Below are 25998 nucleotides of genomic sequence, written 5' to 3' on the forward strand. Positions count from 1 at the left end.
GGCATGGGTTCGGTGCGGTCCTGTGTGGATAGGGTCGCACCACGCTATGGCGCACCGCATGCAGCGTCAATCAGACAAATGCTGAAAATATGCAAACATTTGTCAGAAAGCAGCCGCTGCGTTGCCTGGCGGACCCCGCCGCGCTCCCTTGGGTTTAGTGCCGCCGCCCGCGCTTCACTCGTTCCGGTTGCAATTGGACACACTTGGCCGGTCCCATTTGTCGAACGGATGCGCCAGCACCGGCAGCAGGTCCACGCGCACCGTGGCGGTGTCAAAATCTTCGAGCGGCCCCACCTCCTCGCGGCACAGGTCCAGCACCTCCCAGGCGGACAGGTCGAAGCCGTGGCCCCTGATCACACAATTGAATGCTGCATCACCCTCCCGGTTTTCAGTGCCCGCCTCGCGCACCTGGAAGCCGCCCCAGTGCCCGTTATCGCGCACCTCACTAAGCAGGGCAACCCAGCCCACGCACAAGGCCGCCTGGCGGGCGCGCTCGTCCTGCGCCTCGTCGTTCCAGTCGAACGTCTGCCCCCAGTCGAGCGCCGCCAGCCGCGCGGCAATCACTTCGCGGCGCAGCGTCACGAAGTCACCGCGCCGGGGCCGCCCGCGCCGCACGGCGGGCGGTTCGGGATTGAGCGGCGGCCCCCCCTCCCGGCGATTGCGCGCCAGTTGCACGTCACTCGCCGCCACGTCCACCAGCGGGCCAGCCATCACAATGCGCCCGTCCTGTTTCCACTGATTGACGGCGGCACGCGTGACGTTGCAGCGCCGCGCATAGTCCGCCTGGGTCATGGTCAACAGCATGATCTCCTCCCCCGTGTGTAAAGCGTCAAGACGTTTTGAAATGCCTCAGCTACGGGAAAATCGCGGTCTGCGCAACCCGCGTATCAGATTCACCCAGGAAGGACCCATCGTGGGTGGGGGGGGGTGTAAGCCTTCAGTGGCCGCGCCCGTCCGCTCCCTCCGCACGCCCGCGCCCGGCGTGGCCCTCCTGAAGAATCGCCATCAGTTCTTCGTCGCTCATGGCCCTCACATCAAGCGGAGCGGACTTCAGTGCACCTCTTACCTCGGCATACACGGCGGGCCTGCCTGCGGCACGGTCCAGCAGTTCGCGCGCAGCACCCAGGCGAACCTGTTCGCTTTCGGCGTGCTGCATCAGTGCCACGAGCGTTTCAATGGCGCTTGCCGTGTACTCGCCCGCCAGCGTCTTTACGTCCGCCGTTGCGCGGTTCGGCGTGCCGCGCGCCCTGCCACCAGATTTAAAACCTCGCGCCATGATCGATCCCATCTACTTGCCACTACTACAGACGCGCGGCGCGCCTTCGTAGCAGCCGTCGCACCCGCAGTCGCCCTCATCCTCGCCGTCGTCGTCGGCCCCGTACTGGCGGCCAGCGCGCAGGCGATACGGCGCGTGTTCAGGCTCGCGCGCCACCCAGTGTGCCTGGCCGCTTTCGAGTTCGCGGCGGATGCGTTCGAAAGTGGCGCGGCCCGTCTCGTGATTGCCCATGATCGCCCCGGATACACCATATGTTGCACGATCCTCCGTAATCACAACATACGACGCATCTCGCGCCACCGCCAGCAAACCGGGCTTCTCCGCCGCGTTTCACGCCCGGCTAGAACGGGATGTCGCCCGACATCGAATCGAAGCCCCCAGCGGTGTCGAAGCGGGCCGCCGCCTCGGGCGTGGGGCGAGGCACCACGCGCTCGCGCGGGCGGCGCGCAGGAGCCTTGCCGCGCGTCCCGGCACCATTCGCCGTGGCAAGGTTGGCCCCGCTGCGGGCGTTCGCCGTAGCGGCCCAGTCGCGCGACTCCATCGCCTGCTCCTGCAACCAGGCGGGCAGGCGGTCGAAGCCCTCGCAGCGGCCCTCGCGCACGTCATACAGGCCCGGCTTGTTGTAGGTGGGTGGCAGGCTGGCGGCATCGCTCCCGGCGAGCGGTGCAAGGCCCGGCAGACACGCATAGACGCGCCCGTTGCGTGTCTCGTGGGCAATGGTTGCGCATCCACAAGTACCCGTAGCCGTGCGGCCTCGGTGCGCGCTTTCTTCAGCGGCCATGCGTGCGCTGTCCCGATGGTGATCCGCACCGTGCGACCGTGCAGACGGCTTTCAAATATGTAGGCCCGCGCACCGCCCTCCGTCACACGCAATCCCAAACCGGGCGTATCAGCGTCCCAGTGGATGGTCTGCCGTCTGCCCGACTCGCACTCGAAAGCGGCGACCCGCGCCGCCGTGAAAGTGATTTTCGCCATGTTCGTTTGCCTATAACTCGTGCCGTGTAGGCACCATGTAGGCAAATTCTACGGCAATCGGTCAATTTCAATCAACGTGAGAGCTAGTGAAAAAACCGATAACTATCTGTATTTATTGATATTTACAAACACCAAGCAATCACCATCAACTTAGAGGAATACACGTTGGACAGGATTGTGATTCCTGTCGTCGTGGGTTCGAGTCCCATCAGCCACCCCAAAGAATTCAGCGATAACAACCGGTTAGCCGCTACCGAAAATTGCACATAGCGAAATTCGGAGTGAAAATCAGAATTTCGGAATCGAGCCCACGCACTGACGTGGGCTTTTTCGTTTCTGCGGGGCTTATTCCGTAGCGCTGGCGCGCATCGAGCTTCGCCGTGATGGCGGCGCTCCGCACGTCTGAGAGGGCGAAGTAAGCCGGGTGATTGACCTGCTTCAGATCGACTTCGTTACGCCTCTGGAATTCTCGGCCTTGACGGAGGGCTGGCGGCGTACGGGCATAGCCCCGGTCCCCCGCGCACCGGGGCGTGGGCGGCGCATGTGCGAGGGCTGGCGGGTTGACTCAATGGACAAAGCCGCCACAAGGTTGGCCTTCTGGTGCAACGAAATGGGGGCGCGCGGGGCGTCTAGCTAGTCAGCGGTTCCAGGGCAGCCGGGGCCTCATTGCTAAGAGTCGGTCCCACAAAGATGGGGGTAGTTCGAAATTTGAACCGTCGCCTTCCTCGCCGCCACGTTGAAAATAAACTGAGGCCCCGTCGTGCTTGACCGTTTTTCCTCCATCGTCAGAGTAATCGAGGCCATTCGACCAGTTGAACGAGGTTTCCATTGTGTCAAATGTACTTTGAGCCAGCAGCTTTCCGGTTTTTTTGTCAAATAACCTGGCAACATACTCATAATCACCGGGCCACGTATTGAGACTTAAAGTACATCGTTCGGCCATGTATTTGCTATTCGGCGAGATGGATGTTTCGCAGTTCACTCCATTTGGAGTGTGATCAAAAACAAGGCTATACGCGATAATGAAAATAGAAAAAGTCAAAATTAATTTAGTTCGGCGTTTCATAGGTGCACCACGATCGCCTTTTTAAGGCTGACAAATTTTTTGTCAGAAAAGCTTATAAAATCGCCGCCGCGATTATGTTTTTTCTGCCATGCCCGGAAGTCATTGTTGTGAACCGGATAATATAAATTCGATTTTATGCGCATGTCGCCAACCGCGACAGGGTAATCCAGATAGGGAGCCTCAGATACCTTGGATTCGATAAAGGCATAGGGAGCGAGTGTAACTCCATTCATTCCCCAATGCCCGAGATAGGTTGACCGAGACTGACCAATGTCGCTGAATGAGAAGGGATTTTTCACATACACCCATATCCCGGTTATAGAGACAACACGCCCTCCCGATGGGGTTTTCTCAAAATTGGCCTGGGCTATTGCCGCATAGAACGCAAATCCACCCAATGCGGCATAAAGATCATCAGGAATTCCACGATTATCTTTGGTAAAACGCAAAAAATCTTCGATCTTTTCGGGTGGCGTTGTGTCAACCGGCATCTTCTGGAATTCAAGGTGGTCATGCAGTTCTTTCAGATTATTGTCATCACATACGCGGCCTGAGAGAAGCAAGCCATAATGATTTTTGTAAGATTCGAGTATTCCTTTGGCCGCTTTTAGTGCTGCAGTGTCGTAAATCTTCGATTTGATGAGTTCATCAAATTTAATCTTCGCCCTGTTGTGCTTGAGCACCCAATCAAGCTTGATGTCATCGTAATCATACATATCGTCTGAATAGGGATTTCCATTCTGATCAATACCATTATTGTCTGGCGAATAATTAAGCCTTCCTGCGAACCACCGCTCCATAAGTCTGGCCCCAATCGGCATATGTTCCTTGCGCATGGCGTTGGGAATTTCCTGAATGTCGAATGGCGGCACCGTTTCCACTTTTGGCTCAGATTTGGCCTTGGGTGGTTTGGGCGGGTCAGGGGTGTCGAGCCACTTCTTGAAGCGCGAGAAGGCCCCAGCGGCCTTCAAAATGTCGCTCGCCATCTTTGCAGCCGGGGCGGGCCTGGGCGTGTGCGGGACTTTCGGTTCAGGTGGCTTTGGCAAGGCCGGCGGGGCCTTGTCCATTGACAAACTGACGTCGTGCACGAGACGAGCGCCATCCTTTTTGCTCCAGCGCCACAACAGCTTGTTGATTTCGTAATAGGGGAGTGCATTACCCGCCATAACATGCCCATTCGAATTGAGTTTGAGTGCTCACCAGGGTGTGCGGAGCCATCCTTCGATGGTGACTAAAACGCAATCACGGAGCCATCGGACAGATTCGAAAAAGGGCCAACCAGAAATTCAAAAAAGCCGCACGGCTTTTCTTTTTCTGCGTATTTCCAGTCCACCGCCCGACCGCCTCCCTGAAAAATCCGCGCCGCCGTGGTAGGTTTCGTCGCCTGACCAACTGACGACGGAATACGCTTCGATGGAATACCGCACACTCGGCGATACGGACGTAAAAGTGAGCCTGATCGGCCTCGGCACGATGACCTGGGGCGAGCAGAATACCGAGCGCGAAGCACACGAGCAGATCGACTACGCACTTGACCACGGCGTCACGCTGATCGACGCCGCGGAGATGTACCCCGTGCCGCCGCGGCCCGAGACGCAGGGCTCGACCGAGCGCTATATCGGCACGTGGATCGCGCAGCATCGCGGCGCGCGCGATCGCTTCGTGCTCGCCACCAAGATCACGGGGCCGGCGCGCCAGCCGCACAATCCGCGGCACATTCGCGGCGACGCCAACCAGTTCGACCGCAAGAACCTCACCGAAGCGCTGGACGGCAGCCTCAAGCGCCTGCAGACCGACTACGTCGATCTCTACCAGCTGCACTGGCCCGACCGCAGCACGACGACGTTCGGCCGCAGCGTCTATCCGTGGATCGACGACGCCTATACGGTGCCGATCGAGGAAACGCTCGCCGTGCTCGCCGATTTTGTGAAGGCCGGCAAGGTGCGCCACATCGGCGTGTCGAACGAGACGCCCTGGGGTGTCGCGCAGTTCCTGCGCGCAGCCGAAAAGCTGGGCCTGCCGCGCATCGTCAGCATCCAGAATCCGTACAGTCTCGTGAACCGCACGTTCGAGGGCGGCCTCTCGGAGTTCTCCCATCGCGAGGGTGTCGGCCTGCTCGCGTATTCGCCGATGGCGTTCGGCTGGCTCTCCGGCAAGTACGAGGGCGGGGCGCGTCCCGAAGGCGCGCGCATCACGAAGTTCGAACGCTTCCAGCGCTACAGCAAGCCGCAGGCCATCGCGGCCACGTCGCGCTATGTGGCGCTGGCGAAGGAGCACGGCTTGACGGGCGCGCAGTTTGCGCTCGCCTTCGTCAACAGCCGGCCATTCGTCACGAGCAACCTGATCGGCGCGACCTCGATGGCGCAGTTGAAGGAAAATATCGCCAGCGTGGACGTGAAGCTCTCGCCCGAAGCGCTGGCCCAGATCGACGCGCTCCACGAACTCCAGCCCAATCCCGCGCCCTGAATGGCCCGGCGCCACGGGGCGCCGCGGCCGTGTTACGGCGGGTAATACCGCCTGATTTCCCGCCTGCACCGCAGCAATGGCGGCGCAGGCTTCTGCGCGCCTTCCCGGGGCGCGCTGTGACGCCCATTTGCCTCATCGGTCCACAAGCCGTTTGGCGATTCCCGCCGCATACACTACGATCCAGCTTGCACTGTCGGGGCCGCATCACGGACGCGATCCGCGGCGGCCATCCCCCTTTCCCGGAGAACCCTCACGATGACGAGCGCACGCGACGCGCAAACGACGCCCTCGTACGGCTGGCCCATCTTCCTTTTGCTGGCGGTGGCCGGTCTCTTTTACGTGAAGTGGTTCCCTTATTACCACCGCACTTTCACGGCGGAGGCGACGCATTCGATCGGCAAATCCATTCTGATGGGCGCGAACGCCAGCCCGCCGGGACCGTCGTTTACCGCGGCGCTCGATTACGCGTGGGCCTACGGCAAGGCGATCTGGCAGGCGATGGTGCTGGGCCTGCTGCTCGGATCGGCGGTTCAGGCGCTCTTGCCGGTGCAGTGGGTCGCGCGCGTGCTCGGGCGCCAGGGCTTCGGTAGCGTGGCGGCGGGCGGGCTGCTCGCCGTGCCCGGCATGATGTGCACCTGCTGCGCCGCACCCGTGGTGGCCGGCCTGCGCGAGCGCAATGCGTCGGCGGGCGGCGCGATCGCGTTCTGGCTTGGCAATTCCGTGCTCAATCCCGCCACGCTCGTATTCATGGGCTTCGTGCTGGGCTGGCAGTGGAGCGCGTTGCGCCTCGTGCTGGGCGTGCTGATGGTCTTCGGCCTCGGCTGGCTCGCCAACCGCTTCGTTACGCGCGAGGAGGCGCGGGCCGCCGACGACCGGCTCGCCCAGCTCGCGCAGCAGCAGGCGAGCGGCGGCAATATGTTCGTGCGCTGGCTGCAGCTCTTCGTGCGCATGGCCGTGCGCCTCATTCCCGAATACATCGTGCTCGTGCTGCTGCTCGGTGCGGCGCGTGCCTGGCTGTTCCCGCACATCGGGCCCGAGGTGACGAGCAGCCTCGGCTGGATCGTCGCGTTCGCCGTGGCCGGCATGCTGTTCGTGATCCCGACGGCGGGCGAAGTGCCGATCATTCAGGCGATGCTCTCGCTCGGCATGGGAGTCGGCCCGGCCGGGGCCTTGCTGATGACCTTGCCGCCCGTGAGCGTGCCTTCGCTGGCGATGCTGGCGGGGTCGTTCCGCACGCGCATCCTGGCGCTGGTGGCGGCGGTGGTGGTGCTGTTCGGCATCGTCTCCGGGCTGGCGGTGGTCGCGCTGGGGTTTTAGCGGCGCGCAGCATAGGGGACAGGGCGGATACCGCGGACACGGCAGCGCGCCGCGTTGGCAATGCCAGGTTGACAGCGCAACGGATTCACGCATCAATGGCGGACGACGCGAAGCACGTCGGCCCGCACGCATAGGAGAGGGGCTTCGGCCCGGCAATCAGCATGGCACAGCAAAAGACGAATCCGAAACTCGAACAGGCGCTCACGCGCGGCGATCTCGCCATACGCCAGGCCAATTCGGCCCGCGCCACGGCAGTGCTGCGCGCGCTCGGCAAGATGATCGTGGAGGCTTCGGCGACCATCGGCGTCGAGGCGCACACGTCCATTCCCGACGGCGACCGCATCTACGATCCCGGCGAGGGCCTGTGGCCCCAGCAGCTTCTGGTCTCGCTCGACGGTCCGGTGGAAGACTCGGACCCCGAAGAGATCCGCACGGTGCGCCTGCTTGCGGAAACGACAGCCACGATGTTCCGCGTGGAGTGGCACCGTGCCGACGGCAAGCTCGGCCGCCAGGAGGGCGGCCCGTTCGCGACGGTCGCCTTTATTTCGGACGTCGATATTCCCTGGGGCGACGACGAGGATTGAGCGGCGCAGGCGTGTCGTGCCCCGTGCGCGGCGGCGCCTTAGCGCATCATGCGTCGGCGGAACAGCACCGTTGCGATCGTGAAAGGCACTGCCACGTACAGCGCGAGCACGAGCAGATGCGTGCCCGCGTTTTCGATCGGCCGCCCGAGCATGGCCGGACGGATCAGCGCTACCGCATGAGCGAGCGGCAGCATCAGCGTGATGTGCTGGGCAGCCGACGGCAACTGCGTGATCGGGAAGAACACGCCTGAGAGCAGCAGCATGGGCGTGAGCACGAGCGTCTGGTAGAACATGAAGAAGTCGTACGAAGGGGCGAGCGCGGTGACGATCATCGCGCAGCTCGCGAACGCAAGCCCGGCGAGCGCGATCACGGGCAGCGCGAGCAGCATCGACGGAAAGCTCGCGTAGCCCAGCACCCCGGCGACGATCATGATGGCCGCGCCCGAGAGCATCGACTTGCTGGCGGCCCACACGATCTCGCCCAGCACGATGTCGCCGAGCGAAAGCGGCGTATGCATGATTGCCTCCCACGTGCGTTGCACGTGCATGCGCGAGAAGCCCGAATACATCGACTCGAAGCTCGCCGACATCATCACCGACGACGACACCGTGCCCGCTGCGAGAAAGGCGATGTACGAGACGCCGTCCACATGGCCGACCATGAGCCCGAGCCCGAAGCCGAGACCGAACAGGTAGATCATGGGATCGGCGAGATTGCCGAACATCGAGGCGATCGCGAGCTTGCGCCACACGAGGTAGTTGCGGCGCCACACGGCGATCCAGTGCGTGGCGTTCGAGGGCAGCGCGGCGCGCGGCTCGCGTTGCGGGGAACGGGCGGGGCGCGCTGCCGCGCGGTCTTCGGTGCGTGCTTGCATGGTGGAGAGGGGGAGTCCTTGCGGGTTTCGTCGTGCCGGGACATGCGCGTTGTCGTCGCTGCGGCCCTTGGGCTTTAAGTCCTTTGTCCCTTAGCCCTTTTAGTCCTGCATCTCGCGGCCCGTGAGCCGCAGGAAGACGTCTTCCAGATTCGCGGGCCGGTGCAGGTAGCGCAGGTCCGCGCGATGGCGCAGGCGCTGGTGCACGGGCTGGGGGTCTTCAACGTAGCAAAAGAGCGTCTCGCCGCTGATCTCCGTGCGCACGGCGAAAGGCGCGAGTTCGTCGCGCAGCGAGGCGGGGTCCGGGCCATAGACCTCGATCACGTCGCAGCCGATCTCCGATTCGATCAGCGCGTTCGGGGCGCCTTCGGCGATCTTGCGGCCTTCCTCGATCACGCACACGCGCTTGCAGAGTCGTTCGGCCTCCTCCATGAAATGCGTCGTGAGCAGAATCGTCTTGCCGCGCGCGAGCAGCGAGCGCAGCCGCTCCCAGATGAGATGGCGCGCCTGCGGGTCGAGGCCGGTGGTGGGTTCGTCGAGCACGAGCACGTCGGGATCGTTGACGAGCGCGCGGGCGAGCGTGAGCCGCCGGCGCATGCCGCCCGAGAGTTCGCCCACGCGCGCATCGGCCTTGTTTTCGAGGCGCGCGAATTCGAGCAGCGGCGCAACGAGCGCGCGCGATTCGCTGGCGGAGAGGCCGAAGTAGCGGCCGAACACCAGCAGGTTCTCGCGAACGGTGAAGTCCGGATCGAGATTGTCGAACTGCGGCACGACGCCTACCCGCGCGCGGGCTTCGCGCGCTCGCGCGGGCACGGGTTCGCCGCACAGGCTGATGCGGCCCGCATCGGGCGCGACGATGCCGAGCAGCATGCGCAGCGTCGTCGTCTTGCCCGCGCCGTTGGGCCCGAGAAGCCCGAAGCACTCGCCGGGCATGACTTCGAACGACAGGCCGTTGACGACCCGCCTGTCTCCATAGTGTTTGATGACCTGCTCGAATTCGATGGCGGGTGCGGGCATGGGCCGTAATGGGCAATGAAGGAAGAGAGTCGATCAAGTGGTGCACGCGATGCACCATGAGGGGGCCTATTCTAGAGCAATCCTGCGTATCCGTCTGACAGCGAAACCTGTCGCGACAAGCTTTGCCTCAGCAACGACGCCCGCCGCCGCGAGGCACTGTGCACGCAACGCAACGGGGGCCGGACCTGGCGTTTTCCAGCCCTTGCATGTGCAATTGCGGCGCACCATCATAAAGTTGCACGGCCCGCGCTTCCGAGCGGGCGGGGGAGAAAACATCATGGCGAGCTACAAAAAAATTCTGCTTTGTTACGACGGCTCGCGCGAAGGCCGCAAGGCATTGCGCTGCGGCGCGGATCTCGCGCTGGACCTGCATGCGGAAACGCATCTGCTCTCGGTGGTCGACATGCGCTCGACGATCGCACAGAGCGCGGGTCTGCTGACTGACGTGGCCTGCGGCCGCTTTGAAGAGACGGCGCGCGAAATCCTGCAGGAAGGGGTGGACTGGCTGACCGAGCGGGGTGTGCACGCGCAAGGTCACTTCGCGTTTGGCCATCCGATCGACGAGATCGCCAATCTGGCCAACGAGTTGAACGTCGATCTGGTGGTGGTGGGGCATCGCTGCCGTACCGGGCTCTCGCGCTGGTGGATGGGGGCGGGCAACACGCTGCTGCTCGACCGGGTGTCGTGCAGCATTCTGGTGGCGTGTTCCTCGGCAGCGGAGCAAAAGCAGCAGGCGCAAGCGGCGGCTTGAGTGCTGCCGCGAGCGCCGCTGCGTGAGACGGGTGCGCTGCAGGCGTTAAACGTACTATAGGCGCGTGCTATAGGTGCGTGCTATAGGCGCTACTGGCCGGAATCGTTCAGTTCGACGGCCGCGAGCTTCCACGAAAACAGCCCATGGCGCTGCAGGATGGCGGCATAACGTTCGCCATTCGCGTCGTGCTGCCACGTCACGACGAACTCGTTGAGGCTGCGATAACCCGCCGTGGTTTGCGGCCGGGATGCCGGTTGCTCGCTTTCTGCGGGCGCTGTTGACGTGGCGGGAGCGGTTGAGTTTTCCGGTGCCGTGCCAGGTGCGCTGCCCGATGTGCTATCCGATGTGCTACCCGATGTACCACCCGGTTTGCTGCCGTCTGCGGCCGCTGTCGCGCCATTGTCGGCGGCACCTGCCGGTGGCGGCGCTTCGCCGGGCTTGCCCGAGGGCGGCATGCCGTTGAGCAGCGCGGCTACGCCATCGGGTGTTGCATACGCGTCCACGAGCGGACCGATGAGCGCGGCGCCGATCACCGCGCCGAACAGCAATAGCGGATTGCTGCTGTGCTGCGCTTCGATGCGCCGCTGCAGCAACTCGCCAACCTGCTGTTTCAGGCTCGCCCGCAAGGCCGGGTAATCGACATACTCGTTCAGCGTCGCCGCGTCACGCGCGTCGGCGGCCGTTTTCAGGCGGTTCAGCGCCACATACGGCGAGGCGTAGCCGTAGCCCAGCGCTGCCACGATCACCAGCGCTATCAGCGCGATGGCGACCGGTTGGGTCCAGCTTTTTTTCGAAACGGATTCGGTCATCGTTCAATTCGGGTATCAGCCCGGTGCAGTGGGACACGTCGTGTTGACCGCGCCGGCACCGAAACGATCCCGAGTTCTTCCCTTTACGCTCCGAATTGCGTCCGGCGTGCACGCTCGCGGCAAGCCGGCCGGCCGCCCCCGACTTTCTGTTCAGCGGGCGGGCGCCGACGGATCGGCCTGCTGTTCGGCGATGCAGCGGTCGATCATGCGGCACACGGCATCCACGGTGCCCACCATGATCAGGCGCGACTGCCCGTGATACACGCGCACCGGCGCGCGGCGTGCGGGCTCGGCGTGATTGAGCGCGCTATTGAGCGAAACACGCGCGAACGCCGGCTGGGCGGAAGGCAGCGGCGGCAGATCGACCGGGGTCGGAGCGGCCGCTGACTCGTAATCGGCCGCCTCGAAGAGCGAGCCGGACAGTGCCGCGGCCGTAGCGCGCGCATTGCGTGCAGCACAGTCGGCGAGGCCGCGCAGATGGCGCAGGCGGCCAAATTGGCGAAAGGGCAGCAGACGGGCAAGACGTTCCATAACTCCCTCCAGACAGCGTTCGGATTATCAGAATTCGGTGGGGCGGATCAGGCCGACCGCAATGCCTTCCAGCGCGAAATCCGCGCTGCCGGCTTCGACGAAGATGTTGTCGTAATCCGGGTTTTCGGCAATCAGCTCGAGGCCGTTCGGGCGGCGCTTCAGGCGCTTGACGGTCACGTCGTCGCCAAGGCGCGCGATGATGATCTGGCCGTCCTTCGCTTCGCTTTTCTTCTGCACCGCGAGCAGGTCGCCGTCCAGAATGCCGGCGTCGCGCATCGACAGGCCGCGCACCTTCAAGAGGTAGTCGGGCTTGCTCGAGAAGAGCGCCGGGTCGCAGGCGTAGTGCTGCGAAATGTGCTCCTGCGCGAGGATCGGGCTGCCCGCCGCCACCCGGCCGACGAGCGGCAGCGAGAGCTGCATGATGCTGGCGTGCGGCAGCGTGAACTGGTGCGGGAGGTCGTCCGGGCCGGGCATGAGACGGATGCCGCGCGACGCGCCTGCGGCCAGTTCGATCACGCCCTTGCGCGCCAGGGCGCGCAAGTGCTCCTCGGCGGAGTTCGCGGAGCTGAAGCCCAGCTCGGCCGCGATCTCGGCGCGGGTGGGCGGGAAGCCGGTGCGCTCGATCGCGCGCCGGATCAGATCGAAAACCTGCTGCTGTCGTGCGGTGAGTTTGGTCATGGCGCCACTGTATGGATAGACAGGTGACTGTATTTTTATACAGTATCGGGCGCTTTTCAAGTGTTACTTGAACTTCTCCGTTCCGCCGACGCTGATGCGCCGCATTCCGGCGTCCTGACGGCTGAAAACACGCCTTGGCGGACGCGTCGTCCGCCCTTACCACTTTTACGTATTAAAAAATGAGCAAACATTATTTTTAATGATTTAAGCCAATCGTTAGACTTCCCCTCATCGTTCGCGGCAACCACATACGACAACACGGAGAAAGTGGATGGGTCACAGGAATACGGGGAAAGCAGGCTGGCTGAAGACGCTGGCGGCGAAACTGATCATCGGCCTCGCGCCGCTCGCCGGCATGGCCGCACTGGCGCCGGCCGCCCATGCGGATACGTCGCTGCTGAACGTGTCTTATGACCCGACGCGCGAGCTCTATCAGGACATCAACGACGCCTTCATCAAGAACTGGAAGGCGAAGACCGGCGAAACGCTCACGATCAAGCAGTCGCACGGCGGCTCGGGCGCGCAGGCGCGCTCGGTGCTCGACGGGCTGCAGGCCGACGTCGTGACGCTCGCGCTCGCCTACGACATCGACGCGCTGGCGAAGAAGGGCCTCGTTGCCGCCGACTGGCAAAAGCGCCTGCCCGACAACGCCTCGCCGTACACCTCGACCATCGTGTTCCTCGTGCGCAAGGGCAACCCCAAGCACATCAAGGACTGGGACGATCTCGTGAAGCCGGGCGTTTCGATCGTCACGCCGAACCCGAAGACCTCGGGCGGCGCGCGCTGGAACTACCTCGCGGCCTGGGCCTACGCGGAGCATCAGCCGGGCGGCAACGACGAGAAGGCCAGGGAGTTCGTCACGAAGCTCTACAAGAATGCCGGCGTGCTCGATTCGGGCGCGCGGGGGGCGACCACGAGCTTCGTGCAGCGCGGCATCGGCGACGTGCTGATCGCATGGGAAAACGAAGCGTTTCTCTCGCTCAAGGAATTCGGCCCGGACAAGTTCGAGATCGTGGTGCCTTCGGTGAGCATCCTGGCCGAGCCGCCGGTGGCCGTGGTGGACAAGGTGGTGGACAAGCGCGGCACGCGCAAGGTGGCCGAGGCGTACCTGCAGTTCCTGTACTCGGAGCAGGGCCAGGAGATCGCGGCGAAGAACTTCTACCGCCCGCGCTCGGACAAGGTTCCGGCGGCGCTCACGGCGAAGTTCCCGAAGCTCAAGCTGTACACGGTGGACGATACGTTCGGCGGCTGGGCGAATGCGCAGAAGACCCATTTCGCGGATGGCGGCGTGTTCGATTCGATCTACCAGCCGCAGTGACGCGACAGGCGGCCTGAAAGGGCTCACGACGAGCGCGCCCGCGAGGGCGCGCTTTTTGGCGCACGGCGCCGCAGCATTCTGAACGAAAGAGCGACGAGCATGACGACGTTTCGATTCCGCAAGCCCAGCGCGCTGCCGGGTTTCGGCCTGACGCTCGGCATCACGGTGGCCTACCTGAGCCTCGTGGTGCTGATTCCGCTTGCGTCCACCTTTCTCAAGACGGCGACGCTCGACTGGAGCCAGTTCGTGCGCGCCGTGGCGTCGCCGCGCGTGCTCGCGTCGTACCGGCTCACGTTTTTCTCCGCGCTCGGCGCGGCGCTCATCAACGCGGCGTTCGGCTTCCTGCTCGCGTGGGTGCTCGTGCGCTACACGTTCCCGTTCAAGCGCATCGTCGATGCGCTCGTCGATCTGCCGTTCGCGCTGCCCACCTCGGTTGCGGGCATTTCGCTCGCGGCCGTCTATGCGGGCAACGGCTGGATCGGGCAATTTCTCGAACCGCTCGGCCTGAAGGTCGCGTTCACGCCGCTCGGCGTGCTGGTGGCGCTGACCTTCATCGGCCTGCCGTTCGTCGTGCGCACGGTGCAGCCCGTGCTCGAAGAGTTCGAACGCGAGCAGGAGGAGGCCGCGGCCTGCCTCGGCGCGTCGCGCTGGCTCACGTTTCGCCGCGTCGTGCTGCCCGCCGCGCTGCCCGCCCTGCTCACGGGCTTCGCGCTCGCGTTCGCGCGCGCGCTCGGCGAATACGGTTCGGTGATCTTCATCGCCGGCAACGTGCCGATGAAGTCCGAGATCACCTCGCTCCTCATCATCACGAAGCTCGAGCAATACGACTATGCGGGCGCCACCGCGCTTGCCGTCGTGATGCTGTGCGTCTCCTTCCTGATGCTGCTGCTCATCAATACGCTGCAGTGGTATCTGCAACGGCGCACGAGCCGCGGCGCCTCGTCCGGTCCGGCAGCGGGCCCCGGCACCGACGATGCCACGCGTGTCGCCCTTGCGGGAGGTGCACAATGAGCCCCCAGGCACAACGCGCACGGGCGCCGCGCCGACCCGATCCCGTCACCGAGGCGCCGTGGGTGCGCTGGCTGCTCACCGGCATCGCGCTTGTCTTTCTCGCGCTCTTTCTGGTGGTGCCGCTCGTGGCGGTGTTCTGGCAGGCGCTTGCGAAGGGCATCGGTTTTTACTTCGAATCGCTCGCCGACCCGGACGCTATCTCTGCGATCAAGCTCACGCTCATCACGGCCGCGATTGCGGTGCCCCTGAACCTCGCGTTCGGACTCGCGGCCTCGTGGGCGATCGCGAAATTCGAGTTTCGCGGCAAGGCGCTGCTCACCACGCTGATCGATCTGCCGTTCTCGGTCTCGCCCGTGATCTCGGGCCTCATCTACGTGCTGATGTTCGGCGCCCAGGGCTGGCTCGGCCCGTGGCTCGAAGACCACAACGTGCAGATCATCTTTGCGGTGCCGGGCATCGTGCTCGCCACGATCTTCGTGACGTTCCCGTTCGTCGCGCGCGAGCTGATTCCGCTCATGCAGGCGCAGGGCAACGACGAGGAAGAGGCCGCGCACGTGCTGGGCGCCTCCGGCTGGCAGATGTTTCGCCGCGTGACGCTGCCGAATATCCGCTGGGGCCTGCTCTACGGCGTGATTCTCTGCAATGCGCGGGCGATGGGGGAGTTCGGCGCGGTGTCGGTGGTGTCGGGTCACATCCGCGGTCAGACCGACACGATGCCGCTGCACGTCGAAATCCTCTACAACGAATACAACTTCGCGGCTGCCTTCGCCGTGGCGTCGCTGCTCGCGCTGCTCGCGCTCGTGACGCTCGGGCTGAAGCTGCTGGCGGAGCGCCACCTTGGCGCGCAGCTTCGCGACGAAGGCGAGGTGCCGGCGCATGCCGGGGCCGGGGGCACCGCGGCAACTGCTGCACAAACGCAATACAGCGCGCAGTCGGGCCTTGCCCGCCAGGCGCTCGAACCGTAATCACACTCCGGATCGACAGGGAGAGCCGTACATCATGGGCATCATCGTTCGCAATCTGCAAAAGCGTTTTGGCGACTTCACCGCGCTCGACAATGTTTCGCTCGATTTTCCGCCGGGCGAACTCGTGGCGCTACTCGGGCCGTCGGGCTGTGGCAAGACCACCCTGTTGCGCGTGATCGCGGGCCTCGAGTACGCCGATTCGGGCGAGGTTCTGCTGCAGGGCCTGGACGTGGGCGAGGTGGGCGCGCGCGAGCGCCAGGTGGGCTTCGTGTTCCAGCACTACGCGCTCTTTCGCCATATGACGGTCTTCGAGAACGTGGCGTTCGGCCTGCGCGTGAAGCCGCGCAGCGAGCGCCCGAGCGAAGCCACGATACGCGAGAAGGTGCACGAACTGCTCAAGCTCGTGCAGCTCGACTGGCTCGCGCAGCGCTATCCGTCCGAGCTTTCGGGCGGCCAGCGCCAGCGTATCGCGCTGGCCCGCGCACTCGCCGTCGAACCCAAGGTGCTGCTGCTGGACGAGCCGTTCGGCGCGCTCGACGCCAAGGTGCGCAAGGAACTGCGCGGCTGGCTGCGCCGCCTGCACGACGACCTGCACATCTCGACGATCTTCGTCACGCACGACCAGGAAGAGGCGCTCGAAGTGGCCGACCGCATCGTCGTGCTCAATCGCGGGCACGTGGAGCAGGTGGGCAGCCCGCAGGCCGTCTACGATCATCCGCAGACGGCCTTCGTGTATGAGTTTCTCGGCGCCGCGAACCGGCTCTCCGGCCATGTCGATGCGCGCGGTTTCGTCGCCGACGGCGCCGCGCAGCCCATCTCGGTGCAGGCGGGCTTCGAAGGCCGCGCGCTTGCCTATGTGCGCCCGCACGATCTCGTGCTTTATCCGCAGCAGAGCGATCATCGCGACGGCATCGTCGTCGATGTGCGCCGCGTGGTGACGCTGGGCGGTTCGGTGCGCGTCGAGCTCGAAAGCCGCACGGGCGGTGCGCTCGAAGCGCAGCTCGACCGCGAGGCCTGGCGCGCGCTCAGTCTTGCCGTGGGCGACAACGTGACGGCGGTGCCGCGCGGACTGCGTGTGTTTCCCGCGCAGCACGCCTGAGACATTCATAAAATCAACTGAATCCTTCGGCCTTTCCGGAGACAAGAGCGATGAACTTCCAGCAATTGCGTTTCGTGCGCGAAGCCGTGCGCCAGAACATGAACCTGACCGAAGTGGCGAACGTGCTGTATACGTCGCAGTCGGGTGTATCGAAGCAGATCAAGGACCTCGAGGACGAGCTCGGCGTCGATATTTTCGTCCGTCGCGGCAAGCGCCTCACGGGCCTGACCGAGCCCGGCAAGGCCGTGCATCAACTGATCGAGCGCATGCTGCTCGACGCCGAGAACCTGCGCCGCGTCGCGCGCCAGTTCGCCGACCAGGACAGCGGCCATCTGGTCGTGGCGACCACGCACACCCAGGCGCGCTATGCGCTGCCGAAGGTCGTGCACCAGTTCCGCGAAGTGTTTCCCAAGGTGCACCTCGCGCTGCGCCAGGGCAATCCGCAGCAGATCGCGCAGTCGATCATCAACGGCGAGGCCGACATCGGCATCTCGACCGAGGCGCTCGACCGCTATCCGGACATCGTGACGTTCCCGTGCTATTCGTGGCATCACGTGGTGGTGGTGCCGAAGGGCCATCCGCTCGTGGGACGCGAGAACCTCACGCTCGAAGAGATCGCCGAGTATCCGATCATCACCTATGACCAGGACTTCACGGGCCGCTCGCATATCGACCAGGCCTTCGCGAAGGTGGGGGCGGTGCCCGATGTCGTGCTGACCGCCATCGACGCGGACGTGATCAAGACCTACGTCGAGCTGGGCATGGGGGTGGGCGTGGTGGCGGCGATGGCCTACGACCCGAAGCGCGACACGGAGCTCGTCGCGCTCGACACGGAGAACCTGTTCGAGGCGAGCACGACGCGGGTGGGCCTGCGCAAGGGCGCGTTCCTGCGCCAGTATGCGTACCGGCTGATCGAGATGTTCGCGCCGCACCTCACCGAGCAGCAGATCGCGAGCCAGTTGCGCGAAGTGGCCTGATGGCGTTTGCGGCTCGTTTGAGGCCCGTTTGAGGCCTTTCGGCCGCAGCCTGGCTGCTTCTGACCGCACCTGGCCGCACCTGGCCTTTCGGCCAGGTGGCGCGTGGCGGCGGATCGCTTAAAATCGCCGCCATGAATACTCCCGTTCCGACTCCCTCTTCCTCGGCGGCGGCCCGGCCGCTGCCGCGCATCGCCCTGCTGGCCACCGGCGGCACCATCGCGGGCGCCGCGCCCGACGCGGCCAACACCGCCGGCTACCAGGCCGGCGTGATCGGCGTCGCGCAGTTGCTGGCGGCCGTGCCGGGCCTTGGCGCCATCGCCGATATCCAGGCCGAACAGGCCGCGAGCATCGACAGCAAGGACATGGCGCTTGCGCTGTGGACCACGCTCGCGCAGCGCGTGAACACGCTGCTCGCGCAGGACGATATCGACGGCGTGGTGATCACGCACGGCACCGACACGCTCGAAGAAACCGCCTACCTGCTGCACCTCGCGGTGAAGAGCGCCAAGCCCGTGGTCATGACGGCGGCGATGCGGCCGGCTTCGGCGCTTTCGGCCGACGGCCCGCTCAATCTGCTCAACGCGGTCACGGTGGCGGCCAGCCCCGCGGCGGCCGGGCAGGGTGTGCTCGTCGCGTTCAACAACCGCATTCATTGCGCGCGCGACGTCGTCAAGGTGAGTACCTACGCCGTGGACGCGTTCCAGTCGCCCGAAATCGGCGCGCTGGGGTGGGTGCAGGATGGGCGAGTGGAGTTTCAGCGGCGCGCGTTGCGTCCGCATACGGTTGCCACGCCGTTCGCAGCCGTCGAGCGGTGGCCGCAGGTGGAAATCGTCGCGAGCTATGCGGGCGTTTCGCGCGTGGCCGTCGATGCGCTCGTGGCGGCGGGCGTGCGCGGGATCGTGGTGGCGGGCACCGGCAACGGCTCGATACACGCTACGCTCCAGCAGGCGCTCGCGGAGGCCGCGGCGCAGGGCGTGGCCATCGTGCGCGCGTCGCGCGTGGGGTCGGGCCACGTGATGCACAACGGCGCGGCCAGCGACGACGCGCTCGGCTTCGTCTCGGCGGGCACGCTCAATCCGTACAAGGCGCGCGTGCTGCTCGCGCTGGCGCTCGCACAAGGCACGGCGGAGCGCGTGGCCTTGCAAGGCGTGTTCGATCGCTATTGAGGGAGTAGCAGAGCGGGCGGCCATGCCGGGCGTCCCGCGGAAAGTGTGGCGCGTGCGCTTCGATCGAAGCGTGGCCATTTGCGATGCCTGCAAGCGGCTTGCGAATAAGGATGGCTGTATGCAGCGGCAAAGGGCAATCCGACAAGCGGACACCCGATGACGACGTCTGACCGACCAAGGCTTCCCCGCCGTCACCGGGCGCCGCTGCGGACCCCACTGGCCGCCCTCAGCCCAGAGCGGCCCCGATTTGCCCCGCGACGTTGCCGCCGCCGCGGAGCGCCCCACCATTGGCCGTCGCGCGTGGCGCGCCAGCCTGAATCTGTGCGTACCGTGACAGGCTGCCTTGCGGCGATGTCACGATGTCCAGCCTGCCCGGGCGGCACGGGGCCGCCCGGTATACGACATGACTTCCTGCGTGCTGCTTACGCGCCAATCACGCGTTTCAGGCCGCCTTCTCCTTCGCCTGCTCGCCTTCGGCGATCTCGAAGTTCGCCATGATTTCCAGCGCGCGGATCAGGGCCGAGTGGTCCCATGCCTTGCCGCCGTTCGCTGCGCACACGCTGAAGAGCTGCTGCGCGCTCGCCGTATGGGGCAGCGCGATGCCAAGCTTGCGCGCGCCGTCGAGGGCGAGGTTCAGATCCTTCTGGTGCAGCTCGATACGGAAGCCCGGGTTGAACGTGCGCTTCGTCATGCGCTCGCCGTGCACTTCGAGAATGCGCGACGATGCGAAACCGCCCATCAGCGCCTTGCGCACGCGCTCCGGGTCCGCACCCGAGCGGGCCGCGAACAGCAGGGCTTCGGCCACGGCTTCGATGTTCAGTGCGACGATGATCTGGTTCGCGACTTTGGTGGTCTGACCGGCACCGTTGTCGCCGACGAGCGAGATGTTCTTGCCCATCAGGTCGAAGAGCGGCTTCGCGATGTCGAACGACTTCTGCGGGCCGCCGACCATGATCGAGAGCGTCGCTTCGCGTGCGCCCACTTCGCCGCCCGAGACCGGCGCGTCGAGGTAGTCGCAGCCGAGCGCGTTGATCTTCTTCGCGAATTCCTGCGTTTCCAGCGGCGAGATCGAGCTCATGTCGATCACGAGCTTGCCGGCCGTGAGGCCCCTGGCTACGCCGTCGTCGGCGAACAGCACGTTCTGAACGTCAGGCGTGTCCGGCACCATCAGGATGACGATGTCGGCGGCTTGCGCCACGGCCGTCGAATCGGCGACCACGTTCGTCTGCGTGCGCAGGTCGTCCGGCACCGGATACTTGCCGTTCACGGTGAGCGTGTGGCCGCCCTTCAGAAGGTTGCGCGCCATGTGGGCGCCCATGATGCCGAGGCCGATAAAACCAATCTTTGCCATCTTGCGTTTCTCCGTTAAGTCTTTTCAGTGCGTTGCCGTGTCGGGGTGCGCTCAGGCGAGCGCGGCGGCGCGCTGCTGCGCGTTGCGCAGCCAGCCGAGACCTTCCACGGTCGTCGTGCGCGGCTTGTACTCGCAGCCGATGTAGCCGTCGTAGCCGAGCGTGTCGAGCAGGTCGAACAGGAACGGGTAGTGGATCTCGCCCGTGCCCGGCTCGTTGCGGCCCGGGTTGTCGGCAAGCTGGATGTGCGCGATCTTCGCGAAGTGCTTCCTGATCGTCGCCGCGAGTTCGCCTTCCATGCGCTGCATGTGATAGATGTCGTACTGCAGGAACACGTTGTCCGAGCCGGTCTGCGCGATCACGTCGAGCGCTTCGGCCGAACGGTTCAGCGCGAAGCCCGGGATGTCGTACGAATTGCACGGCTCGACGAGGAGGCGAATGCCTTCGCTCTTGAGCGCGGCGGCGGCGAACGTGAGGTTATCGACGATCGTCGCAAGCGCCGTGTCGCGCGAAATGCCCGCGGTCGGAATGCCGACGAGGCAGTTCAGTTGCGGCACCTTCAGCGCCTTCGCGTATTCGATCGCGCGGCCCACGCCTTCCTGGAACTCGCCTTTGCGCTCGGGCAGGCAGGCAATGCCGCGCTCGCCCGCTTCCCAGTTGCCGGCGGGCAGGTTGTGCAGCACGAGCTTGAGCTTGTTCGCTTCGAGGCGTTCTGCCAGTTCGGCGGCCCGGTACGGATAGGGGAAGAGGAATTCCACGGCGTCGAAGCCCGCGCCCGCGGCCGCGGCGAAGCGGTCGAGGAAGGGGACTTCGTTGAACAGCATGGTGAGGTTGGCTGCAAATTTCGGCATGATGCTGGGTCTCGCTGGTCGGTCGGTAAAAGAAACTACGGGAAGCGGCGGGACGCCCGGGCGGCGGCGCGCCGATGCTGCGCGCGCTGCCGCCGCGTGCGAGGCATGGCCGGGCGCGGGGGCCCGGCTGCCTGTACCCGGTTACTACGATCAGTCGAGCGCGTTCAGTGCGCTGACTGCCGTCGGCGCGTCCTCCGGCTTCTCGGCCAGTTCTTCGAACTCGTTGATCGCGTCGATTTCGGCGCCCATCGCGATGTTCGTCACGCGCTCGAGGATCACTTCGACCACCACCGGCACGCTGTACTCGGCGGCGAGTGCCTGGGCCTGCTTGAGCGCCGGTTCGATCTCTTCGGGCTTGAACACGCGCAGCGCCTTGCAGCCGAGGCCTTCGGCCACCGTGACGTGATCGACGCCGTAGCCGTTCACTTCGGGGGCGTTGATGTTCTCGAACGCGAGCTGCACGCAGAAGTCCATGTCGAACGCGCGCTGCGCCTGGCGGATCAGGCCCAGATATGAGTTGTTCACCACCACGTGAACGTACGGCAGCTTGAACTGCGCGCCCACGGCCAGCTCTTCGATCATGAACTGGAAGTCGTAGTCGCCCGAGAGCGCCACGATCGGACGCTGCGGATCGGCCGCACGCACGCCGAGCGCCGCCGGAATCGTCCAGCCGAGGGGGCCGGCCTGGCCGCAGTTGATCCAGTTGCGCGCCTTGTACACGTGCAGGAACTGGGCGCCCGCGATCTGCGAAAGGCCGATCGTGCTCACGTAGCACGTGTCGCGGCCGAACACCTTGTTCATCTCTTCGTAGACGCGCTGCGGCTTGATCGGCGCGTTGTCGAAGTGGGTCTTGCGCAGCAGGGTGCGCTTGCGCTGCTGGCAATCGGCCACCCAGGCGCTGCGGTCCTTCAGCTTGCCGGCCGCCTTCCATTCCAGGGCGACTTCGAGGAACAGTTCGAGCGCTGCCCTGGCGTCCGAAACGATGCCGAGGTCGGGGCCGAACACGCGGCCGATCTGCGTCGGTTCGATATCGACGTGCACGAACTTGCGGCCCTTCGTGTAGACCTCGACGCTGCCCGTGTGGCGGTTCGCCCAGCGGTTGCCGATGCCGAGCACGAAGTCCGAGGCGAGCATCGTCGCGTTGCCGTAGCGGTGCGACGTCTGCAGGCCGACCATGCCGGCCATGAGCGGATGGTCGTCGGCAATGGCGCCCCACGACATCAGCGTCGGGATCACCGGCACGCCTACCGTTTCGGCGAACTTCACGAGGAGGTCTTCGGCTGCCGCGTTGAGCACGCCGCCGCCCGAGACGATCAGCGGCTTCTCGCTCGCGTTGAGCAGTTGCAGCGCTGCTTCGATCTGCTTGCGGGTTGCCTTCGGCTTGTAGACCGGCAGCGGCTCGTAGGTGTCGATGTCGAATTCGATTTCGGCGAGCTGCACGTCGATCGGCATGTCCACCAGCACCGGACCCGGACGGCCCGAGCGCATCAGGTGGAAAGCCTGCTGGAACACGCGCGGCACGAGCGCCGGTTCGCGCACCGTCACCGCCCACTTGGTGACGGGCTTGGCGATCGACTCGATGTCGACGGCCTGGAAGTCTTCCTTGTAGAGGCGGGCGCGCGGCGCCTGACCCGTGATCGCGAGGATCGGAATCGAGTCGGCCTGGGCCGAATAGAGGCCCGTGATCATGTCGGTGCCCGCGGGGCCCGAGGTGCCGATGCACACGCCGATGTTGCCCGGCGCGGCACGCGTGTAGCCCTCGGCCATGTGCGAGGCGCCCTCGACGTGGCGCGCCAGCACGTGGGTGATGCCGCCGGCCTTCTTGAGCGCCGAATAGAACGGGTTGATGGCGGCGCCCGGCACGCCGAAGGCGGTGTCGATCCCTTCTTTCTCGAGCACCAGCACGGCGGCGTCGACGGCTCTCATCTTGGCCATGAATGTCTCCTGAATGTCGCGAATTGCACAAGTAACCAGGTGGTTGAGGCGACTTTAGGGGGCAACGAAAGGTTTGATAAGATGAGTCCGGGTCGCTTATTTCGAAACCAAAAGTATCGAATGCCGCTCGGGCGGCCCCGCGGCGGCATTTCGCGCCGCGCCGAGCCCGGCCTTGGGCCCGCTTTGAACTCTCTTCGCGGCATTCCGGAGACACGCCATGGACCGCTTCAAGCAGATCGAAACCTTCGTGCGCGTGGCCGAGGCAGGGAGCCTCGCGGCCGCCGCGCTGGAGGAGGGCGTTTCGCCCGTGATCCTCGGGCGGCGCATCGACGCGCTGGAAAAGCGCCTCGGCGTGAAGCTCATGTACCGCTCCACGCGGCGCCTCGTGGTGAGCGAGGAGGGTGGCGCGTTTCTGGAGCGCTGCCGGGGGCTGCTGGCCGAGTGGGAGCAGGCCGAGAACGAGCTTTCCGCCGGGCGGCGCGTGGTGAACGGCCACCTGATCGTCTCCGCGCCGGCCGCGTTCGGCCGCAAGCACGTCGCGCCGCTCGCGCCCGTATTTCTCGCCGACAAGCCCGAACTGCAGGTTTCCTTCAATCTCACCGACCGCGTGGTCGATCTCGTGCGCGAGGGCTACGACCTGTCGATCCGCATCGGCGGCGCCGTCGATCCGAACTTCGTCGCGGTGAAACTCGCGTCGAACCGGCGCGTAGTGTGCGGCACGCCCGAGTATTTCCGCAAGCACGGCAAGCCGAAGACGCTCGAAGACCTGCCGGGTCACAACTGCCTCGCGTTCAACCTGCAGGGCGGCCAGAACCGCGGCTGGTATTTCCGGCGCAACGGCAAGCTCGTGACGGTGCGCGTGGGCGGCACGCTCGACTGCAACGACGGCGAACTGCTGCACCGCTGGGTAACCGAGAGCCTCGGCCTCGGCTGGCGCTCCACCTGGGAGATCGACGCGCAGCTTGCGCGCGGGGAGCTCGAGACCGTGCTCGACGAGTACGCGCTGCCCGACTACGACATCCTCGCCGTCTATCCGCAGCAGCGTTACGTGCCGGCCAGGGTGCGCTATTTCATCGACTACCTGAAGGACATCTACGCGCAGCCGGGCTACTGGAGCGGCGAGGCGCCCTGATTCGCGCTACCCCATCACGAGCACGCCGTTCATCGTCTCGTGCCCGGACCCGCAGAAGATATCGCAGAGAAACTCGACGTTGCCCGCATCGCCCGCCGTGGCCGCAGGTGCCCAGAGCGGCCCGGCGCGGCCCGGAACGATCCCAAACCGCGCAAGTCATTGAAAACACGCCCGAATCGGCATCCCGAATCACGATTTGGCTTGCGCGCGGTGCTTGGCCGCGCTACAATCTTCGGCTTCTCACTTGCCGCACCGGTTCCGACGCCCGGGTGGCTTTAATCCACAAGGAGTGATACATGCGTCATTACGAAATCGTCTTCATCGTGCATCCGGATCAAAGCGAGCAGGTGCCCGCGATGATCGAGCGCTACAAGGGCACGATCACGTCGCACGGCGGCCAGATCCACCGCATCGAAGACTGGGGCCGTCGTCAACTGGCCTACATGATCGAGAAACTCGCGAAGGCTCACTACGTCTGCATGAACATCGAATGCGACCAGGCGACGCTCGACGAACTGGAACACGCGTTCAAGTTCAACGACGCCGTTCTGCGTCACCTCATCGTCAAGATGAAGAAGGCCGAAACCGGCCCGTCGCCGATGATGAAGGAAGTGCAGCGCGAAGAAGCCAAGAAGGCGGCTGCACAGCCGACCGAAGCGCAGGCTTAAGACAGTAAGCCATCAGGGTTCAGGCGAACTGGCCACGTGAACAGGCTGCAACTCACGGCGAGCGTCGTCGAGCGAGAACCGGTGCGGTACACCCCCGCCGGCGTTCCGATCGCAAGCTGCACGTTGCATCACCGCACCGAAGTCGTCGAGGCCGGCATTGCCCGCCTCGTGGAACTGACGATGGATGCGGTGGCGGCCGGCGAGGCTTGCGGCAAGCTGGAAGGCTGCGAGATGGGCGTCGAAACGCTCTTCACCGGCTTTCTCGCCAAAAAGCACCGCAACGCGCGAACCCTGGTGTTTCACATCACCGAAATGCAAGGCACAGGAAAGGACTAATCATGCCCCGCCCGACTGGTAAGAAATTCGACAAGCGTCGTCAACAGCAAAACCCGCTCTTCAAGCGCAAGAAGTTCTGCCGCTTCACGGCTGCAGGCGTCGAGCAGATCGACTACAAGGACATCGAAACGCTGAAGGACTTCATCGGCGAAAACGGCAAGATCACGCCGGCTCGTCTGACGGGTACGAAGGCCCACTATCAGCGTCAGCTGGACACGGCTATCAAGCGCGCGCGTTTCCTCGCGCTGATGCCGTACACCGACCAGCACAAGGCCTAACAAGACGACGCGATAAGGAGCAATAGAATGCAGATCATTCTTCTGGAAAAAGTCGTCAACCTGGGCAACCTCGGCGACATCGTCAAGGTGAAGGACGGTTACGCACGTAACTTCCTGATCCCGAACAAGAAGGCACGCCGTGCGACGAAGGACGCAATCGCCGAATTCGAAGTTCGCCGCGTCGAACTCGAAAAGGCTGCCGCTGAAAAGCTGGCTGCCGCTCAGGCAGAAGGCGAAAAGCTGAACGGCCTGACCGTTCAGATCGGCCAGAAGGCCGGCGTGGACGGCCGTCTGTTCGGCTCGGTCACGAACGCCGACATCGCCGAAGCGCTCGGCAAGCAAGGCTTCGCAGTGGAAAAGGCGCAAGTGCGTCTGCCGGAAGGCCCGCTGAAGATGGTGGGCGACCACCCGGTCCAGGTTTCGCTGCACACCGACGTTCTCGTGGACATCACGGTGTCGGTGCTGGGCGAGCACGCCTAAGGCATCCGGGCGGTCCGCTGGACCGCTTGAACGCTGCAATCGAAAAGGCAGGAGCCTCACGGCTTCTGCCTTTTTTCTTGCCCGAGCGCTT

At 64.7% G+C, this 25998-nt stretch carries 29 protein-coding genes and 2 pseudogenes; 15 read left to right on the forward strand and 16 right to left on the reverse strand.

Going from position 1 to position 25998, the window contains the following annotated elements; genetic code table 11:
• Window positions 1-174: 174 nt before the first annotated feature.
• The 7 genes and pseudogenes from BFE01S_RS06085 to BFE01S_RS06105 all read right to left on the reverse strand — a co-directional run bounded on the left by BFE01S_RS06085 (window position 175) and on the right by BFE01S_RS06105 (window position 4483).
• On the reverse strand, window positions 175-804 hold the full coding sequence (locus BFE01S_RS06085; RefSeq protein WP_028224703.1) for a hypothetical protein: 630 nt from the start codon (window positions 802-804) through the stop codon (window positions 175-177).
• A gap of 133 nt (window positions 805-937) precedes the next feature.
• Window positions 938-1288, reverse strand: a complete 351-nt coding sequence (locus tag BFE01S_RS41785) for a hypothetical protein (RefSeq protein WP_052420796.1) — start codon at window positions 1286-1288, stop codon at window positions 938-940.
• Window positions 1289-1507 carry a hypothetical protein gene (locus BFE01S_RS06095; protein ID WP_028224704.1) on the reverse strand — a complete coding sequence of 73 codons (219 nt, stop codon included), beginning with the start codon at window positions 1505-1507 and terminating at the stop codon, window positions 1289-1291. It abuts the gene before it with no gap.
• 109 nt (window positions 1508-1616) lie between these two features.
• Complete coding sequence (locus BFE01S_RS45685) at window positions 1617-2057, reverse strand: hypothetical protein (RefSeq protein ID WP_028224705.1); 441 nt, start codon at window positions 2055-2057, stop codon at window positions 1617-1619.
• Window positions 2003-2251: pseudogene (locus BFE01S_RS45690) on the reverse strand (Arm DNA-binding domain-containing protein); the annotation flags it as partial. The gene BFE01S_RS45685 and the pseudogene BFE01S_RS45690, both read right to left, overlap by 55 nt.
• Before the next feature lie 637 nt (window positions 2252-2888).
• Window positions 2889-3317, reverse strand: a complete 429-nt coding sequence (locus BFE01S_RS44040) for a hypothetical protein (protein ID WP_156966925.1) — start codon at window positions 3315-3317, stop codon at window positions 2889-2891.
• Window positions 3314-4483 (reverse strand): DUF6402 family protein, encoded by a 1170-nt coding sequence (locus BFE01S_RS06105; protein ID WP_028224706.1) that lies wholly within the window; start codon window positions 4481-4483, stop codon window positions 3314-3316. The genes BFE01S_RS44040 and BFE01S_RS06105 overlap by 4 nt, the downstream gene beginning before the upstream one ends.
• 247 nt (window positions 4484-4730) lie before the next feature.
• On the opposite strand from BFE01S_RS06105, the gene BFE01S_RS06110 reads away from it, so the two are divergent.
• The 3 genes from BFE01S_RS06110 (at window position 4731) to BFE01S_RS06120 (ending at window position 7684) form a co-directional block, all read left to right on the forward strand.
• A complete protein-coding gene (locus BFE01S_RS06110; protein ID WP_028224707.1) occupies window positions 4731-5783 on the forward strand; it encodes an NADP(H)-dependent aldo-keto reductase in 1053 nt (350 codons plus the stop codon).
• Between the two features lie 255 nt (window positions 5784-6038).
• A complete protein-coding gene (locus BFE01S_RS06115; RefSeq protein ID WP_028224708.1) occupies window positions 6039-7100 on the forward strand; it encodes a permease in 1062 nt (353 codons plus the stop codon).
• A gap of 161 nt (window positions 7101-7261) precedes the next feature.
• Window positions 7262-7684 carry a hypothetical protein gene (locus BFE01S_RS06120; protein WP_028224709.1) on the forward strand — a complete coding sequence of 141 codons (423 nt, stop codon included), beginning with the start codon at window positions 7262-7264 and terminating at the stop codon, window positions 7682-7684.
• A 38-nt stretch (window positions 7685-7722) separates the two neighbouring features.
• Here BFE01S_RS06120 and BFE01S_RS06125 read toward each other — a convergent pair whose 3' ends face one another.
• Entirely contained in the window at window positions 7723-8559 is an 837-nt protein-coding gene (locus BFE01S_RS06125; protein WP_028224710.1) for an ABC transporter permease, read from the reverse strand.
• Between the two features lie 99 nt (window positions 8560-8658).
• Window positions 8659-9573: a nodulation factor ABC transporter ATP-binding protein NodI gene (nodI, locus tag BFE01S_RS06130; protein WP_028224711.1), complete on the reverse strand. Its 915-nt coding sequence runs from the start codon at window positions 9571-9573 to the stop codon at window positions 8659-8661.
• A gap of 277 nt (window positions 9574-9850) precedes the next feature.
• Here nodI and BFE01S_RS06135 point away from each other — a divergent pair, with 277 nt between their 5' ends.
• The gene (locus tag BFE01S_RS06135; protein WP_028224712.1) at window positions 9851-10324 is read left to right on the forward strand and encodes a universal stress protein; all 474 of its coding nucleotides are present in this window, start codon (window positions 9851-9853) and stop codon (window positions 10322-10324) included.
• Between the two features lie 89 nt (window positions 10325-10413).
• Here the strand turns inward: BFE01S_RS06135 and BFE01S_RS06140 are convergent, their stop codons facing one another.
• The 3 genes from BFE01S_RS06140 to lexA all read right to left on the reverse strand — a co-directional run bounded on the left by BFE01S_RS06140 (window position 10414) and on the right by lexA (window position 12342).
• Window positions 10414-11133 carry a DUF2939 domain-containing protein gene (locus BFE01S_RS06140; protein ID WP_028224713.1) on the reverse strand — a complete coding sequence of 240 codons (720 nt, stop codon included), beginning with the start codon at window positions 11131-11133 and terminating at the stop codon, window positions 10414-10416.
• A 150-nt stretch (window positions 11134-11283) separates the two neighbouring features.
• On the reverse strand, window positions 11284-11664 hold the full coding sequence (locus BFE01S_RS06145; RefSeq protein ID WP_028224714.1) for a hypothetical protein: 381 nt from the start codon (window positions 11662-11664) through the stop codon (window positions 11284-11286).
• 27 nt (window positions 11665-11691) lie between these two features.
• Window positions 11692-12342 carry a transcriptional repressor LexA gene (gene lexA / locus BFE01S_RS06150; RefSeq protein WP_028224715.1) on the reverse strand — a complete coding sequence of 217 codons (651 nt, stop codon included), beginning with the start codon at window positions 12340-12342 and terminating at the stop codon, window positions 11692-11694.
• A gap of 271 nt (window positions 12343-12613) precedes the next feature.
• On the opposite strand from lexA, the gene BFE01S_RS06155 reads away from it, so the two are divergent.
• The 6 genes from BFE01S_RS06155 (at window position 12614) to BFE01S_RS06180 (ending at window position 18878) form a co-directional block, all read left to right on the forward strand.
• Window positions 12614-13660, forward strand: a complete 1047-nt coding sequence (locus tag BFE01S_RS06155; protein WP_028224716.1) for a sulfate ABC transporter substrate-binding protein — start codon at window positions 12614-12616, stop codon at window positions 13658-13660.
• Window positions 13661-13759: 99 nt separating this feature from the next.
• The gene (gene cysT / locus BFE01S_RS06160) at window positions 13760-14671 is read left to right on the forward strand and encodes a sulfate ABC transporter permease subunit CysT (RefSeq protein ID WP_028224717.1); all 912 of its coding nucleotides are present in this window, start codon (window positions 13760-13762) and stop codon (window positions 14669-14671) included.
• Window positions 14668-15636 (forward strand): sulfate ABC transporter permease subunit CysW, encoded by a 969-nt coding sequence (gene cysW, locus BFE01S_RS06165; protein ID WP_028224718.1) that lies wholly within the window; start codon window positions 14668-14670, stop codon window positions 15634-15636. Before cysT ends, cysW begins: the two co-directional genes overlap by 4 nt.
• A gap of 34 nt (window positions 15637-15670) precedes the next feature.
• A complete protein-coding gene (locus tag BFE01S_RS06170) occupies window positions 15671-16735 on the forward strand; it encodes a sulfate/molybdate ABC transporter ATP-binding protein (RefSeq protein ID WP_028224719.1) in 1065 nt (354 codons plus the stop codon).
• A gap of 50 nt (window positions 16736-16785) precedes the next feature.
• Window positions 16786-17712 (forward strand): CysB family HTH-type transcriptional regulator, encoded by a 927-nt coding sequence (locus tag BFE01S_RS06175; RefSeq protein WP_028224720.1) that lies wholly within the window; start codon window positions 16786-16788, stop codon window positions 17710-17712.
• Window positions 17713-17843: 131 nt separating this feature from the next.
• Window positions 17844-18878 carry an asparaginase gene (locus BFE01S_RS06180; RefSeq protein WP_028224721.1) on the forward strand — a complete coding sequence of 345 codons (1035 nt, stop codon included), beginning with the start codon at window positions 17844-17846 and terminating at the stop codon, window positions 18876-18878.
• Between the two features lie 442 nt (window positions 18879-19320).
• Here BFE01S_RS06180 and BFE01S_RS06185 read toward each other — a convergent pair whose 3' ends face one another.
• From BFE01S_RS06185 to gcl, 3 genes are all read right to left on the reverse strand, one after another.
• Window positions 19321-20229 carry a 2-hydroxy-3-oxopropionate reductase gene (locus tag BFE01S_RS06185; protein ID WP_028224722.1) on the reverse strand — a complete coding sequence of 303 codons (909 nt, stop codon included), beginning with the start codon at window positions 20227-20229 and terminating at the stop codon, window positions 19321-19323.
• Between the two features lie 51 nt (window positions 20230-20280).
• A complete protein-coding gene (hyi, locus tag BFE01S_RS06190) occupies window positions 20281-21078 on the reverse strand; it encodes a hydroxypyruvate isomerase (protein ID WP_028224723.1) in 798 nt (265 codons plus the stop codon).
• A gap of 150 nt (window positions 21079-21228) precedes the next feature.
• A complete protein-coding gene (gene gcl, locus BFE01S_RS06195; RefSeq protein ID WP_028224724.1) occupies window positions 21229-23013 on the reverse strand; it encodes a glyoxylate carboligase in 1785 nt (594 codons plus the stop codon).
• Between the two features lie 217 nt (window positions 23014-23230).
• On the opposite strand from gcl, the gene BFE01S_RS06200 reads away from it, so the two are divergent.
• Window positions 23231-24145, forward strand: coding sequence for a substrate binding domain-containing protein (locus tag BFE01S_RS06200; protein ID WP_028224725.1), 915 nt, complete (start codon window positions 23231-23233; stop codon window positions 24143-24145).
• 6 nt (window positions 24146-24151) lie between these two features.
• Here the strand turns inward: BFE01S_RS06200 and BFE01S_RS44045 are convergent.
• Window positions 24152-24250 (reverse strand): annotated as a pseudogene (locus tag BFE01S_RS44045) (cupredoxin domain-containing protein); the annotation flags it as partial.
• A 191-nt stretch (window positions 24251-24441) separates the two neighbouring features.
• Between BFE01S_RS44045 and rpsF the strand changes: the two are divergent.
• Genes rpsF through rplI form a run of 4 tightly spaced genes read left to right on the forward strand, consistent with a single transcriptional unit; the run spans window position 24442 to window position 25907 of the window.
• Complete coding sequence (gene rpsF, locus BFE01S_RS06205; RefSeq protein ID WP_028224726.1) at window positions 24442-24813, forward strand: 30S ribosomal protein S6; 372 nt, start codon at window positions 24442-24444, stop codon at window positions 24811-24813.
• Between the two features lie 36 nt (window positions 24814-24849).
• Window positions 24850-25149, forward strand: coding sequence for a primosomal replication protein N (gene priB, locus BFE01S_RS06210; RefSeq protein WP_028224727.1), 300 nt, complete (start codon window positions 24850-24852; stop codon window positions 25147-25149).
• Window positions 25150-25151: 2 nt separating this feature from the next.
• Complete coding sequence (gene rpsR, locus BFE01S_RS06215; RefSeq protein WP_028224728.1) at window positions 25152-25427, forward strand: 30S ribosomal protein S18; 276 nt, start codon at window positions 25152-25154, stop codon at window positions 25425-25427.
• A 27-nt stretch (window positions 25428-25454) separates the two neighbouring features.
• Window positions 25455-25907 carry a 50S ribosomal protein L9 gene (gene rplI, locus BFE01S_RS06220; protein WP_028224729.1) on the forward strand — a complete coding sequence of 151 codons (453 nt, stop codon included), beginning with the start codon at window positions 25455-25457 and terminating at the stop codon, window positions 25905-25907.
• Window positions 25908-25998 lie beyond the last annotated feature (91 nt).

The sequence above is a fragment of the Paraburkholderia ferrariae NBRC 106233 genome, assembly GCF_000685035.1.
GTDB classification, from domain to species: domain Bacteria; phylum Pseudomonadota; class Gammaproteobacteria; order Burkholderiales; family Burkholderiaceae; genus Paraburkholderia; species Paraburkholderia ferrariae.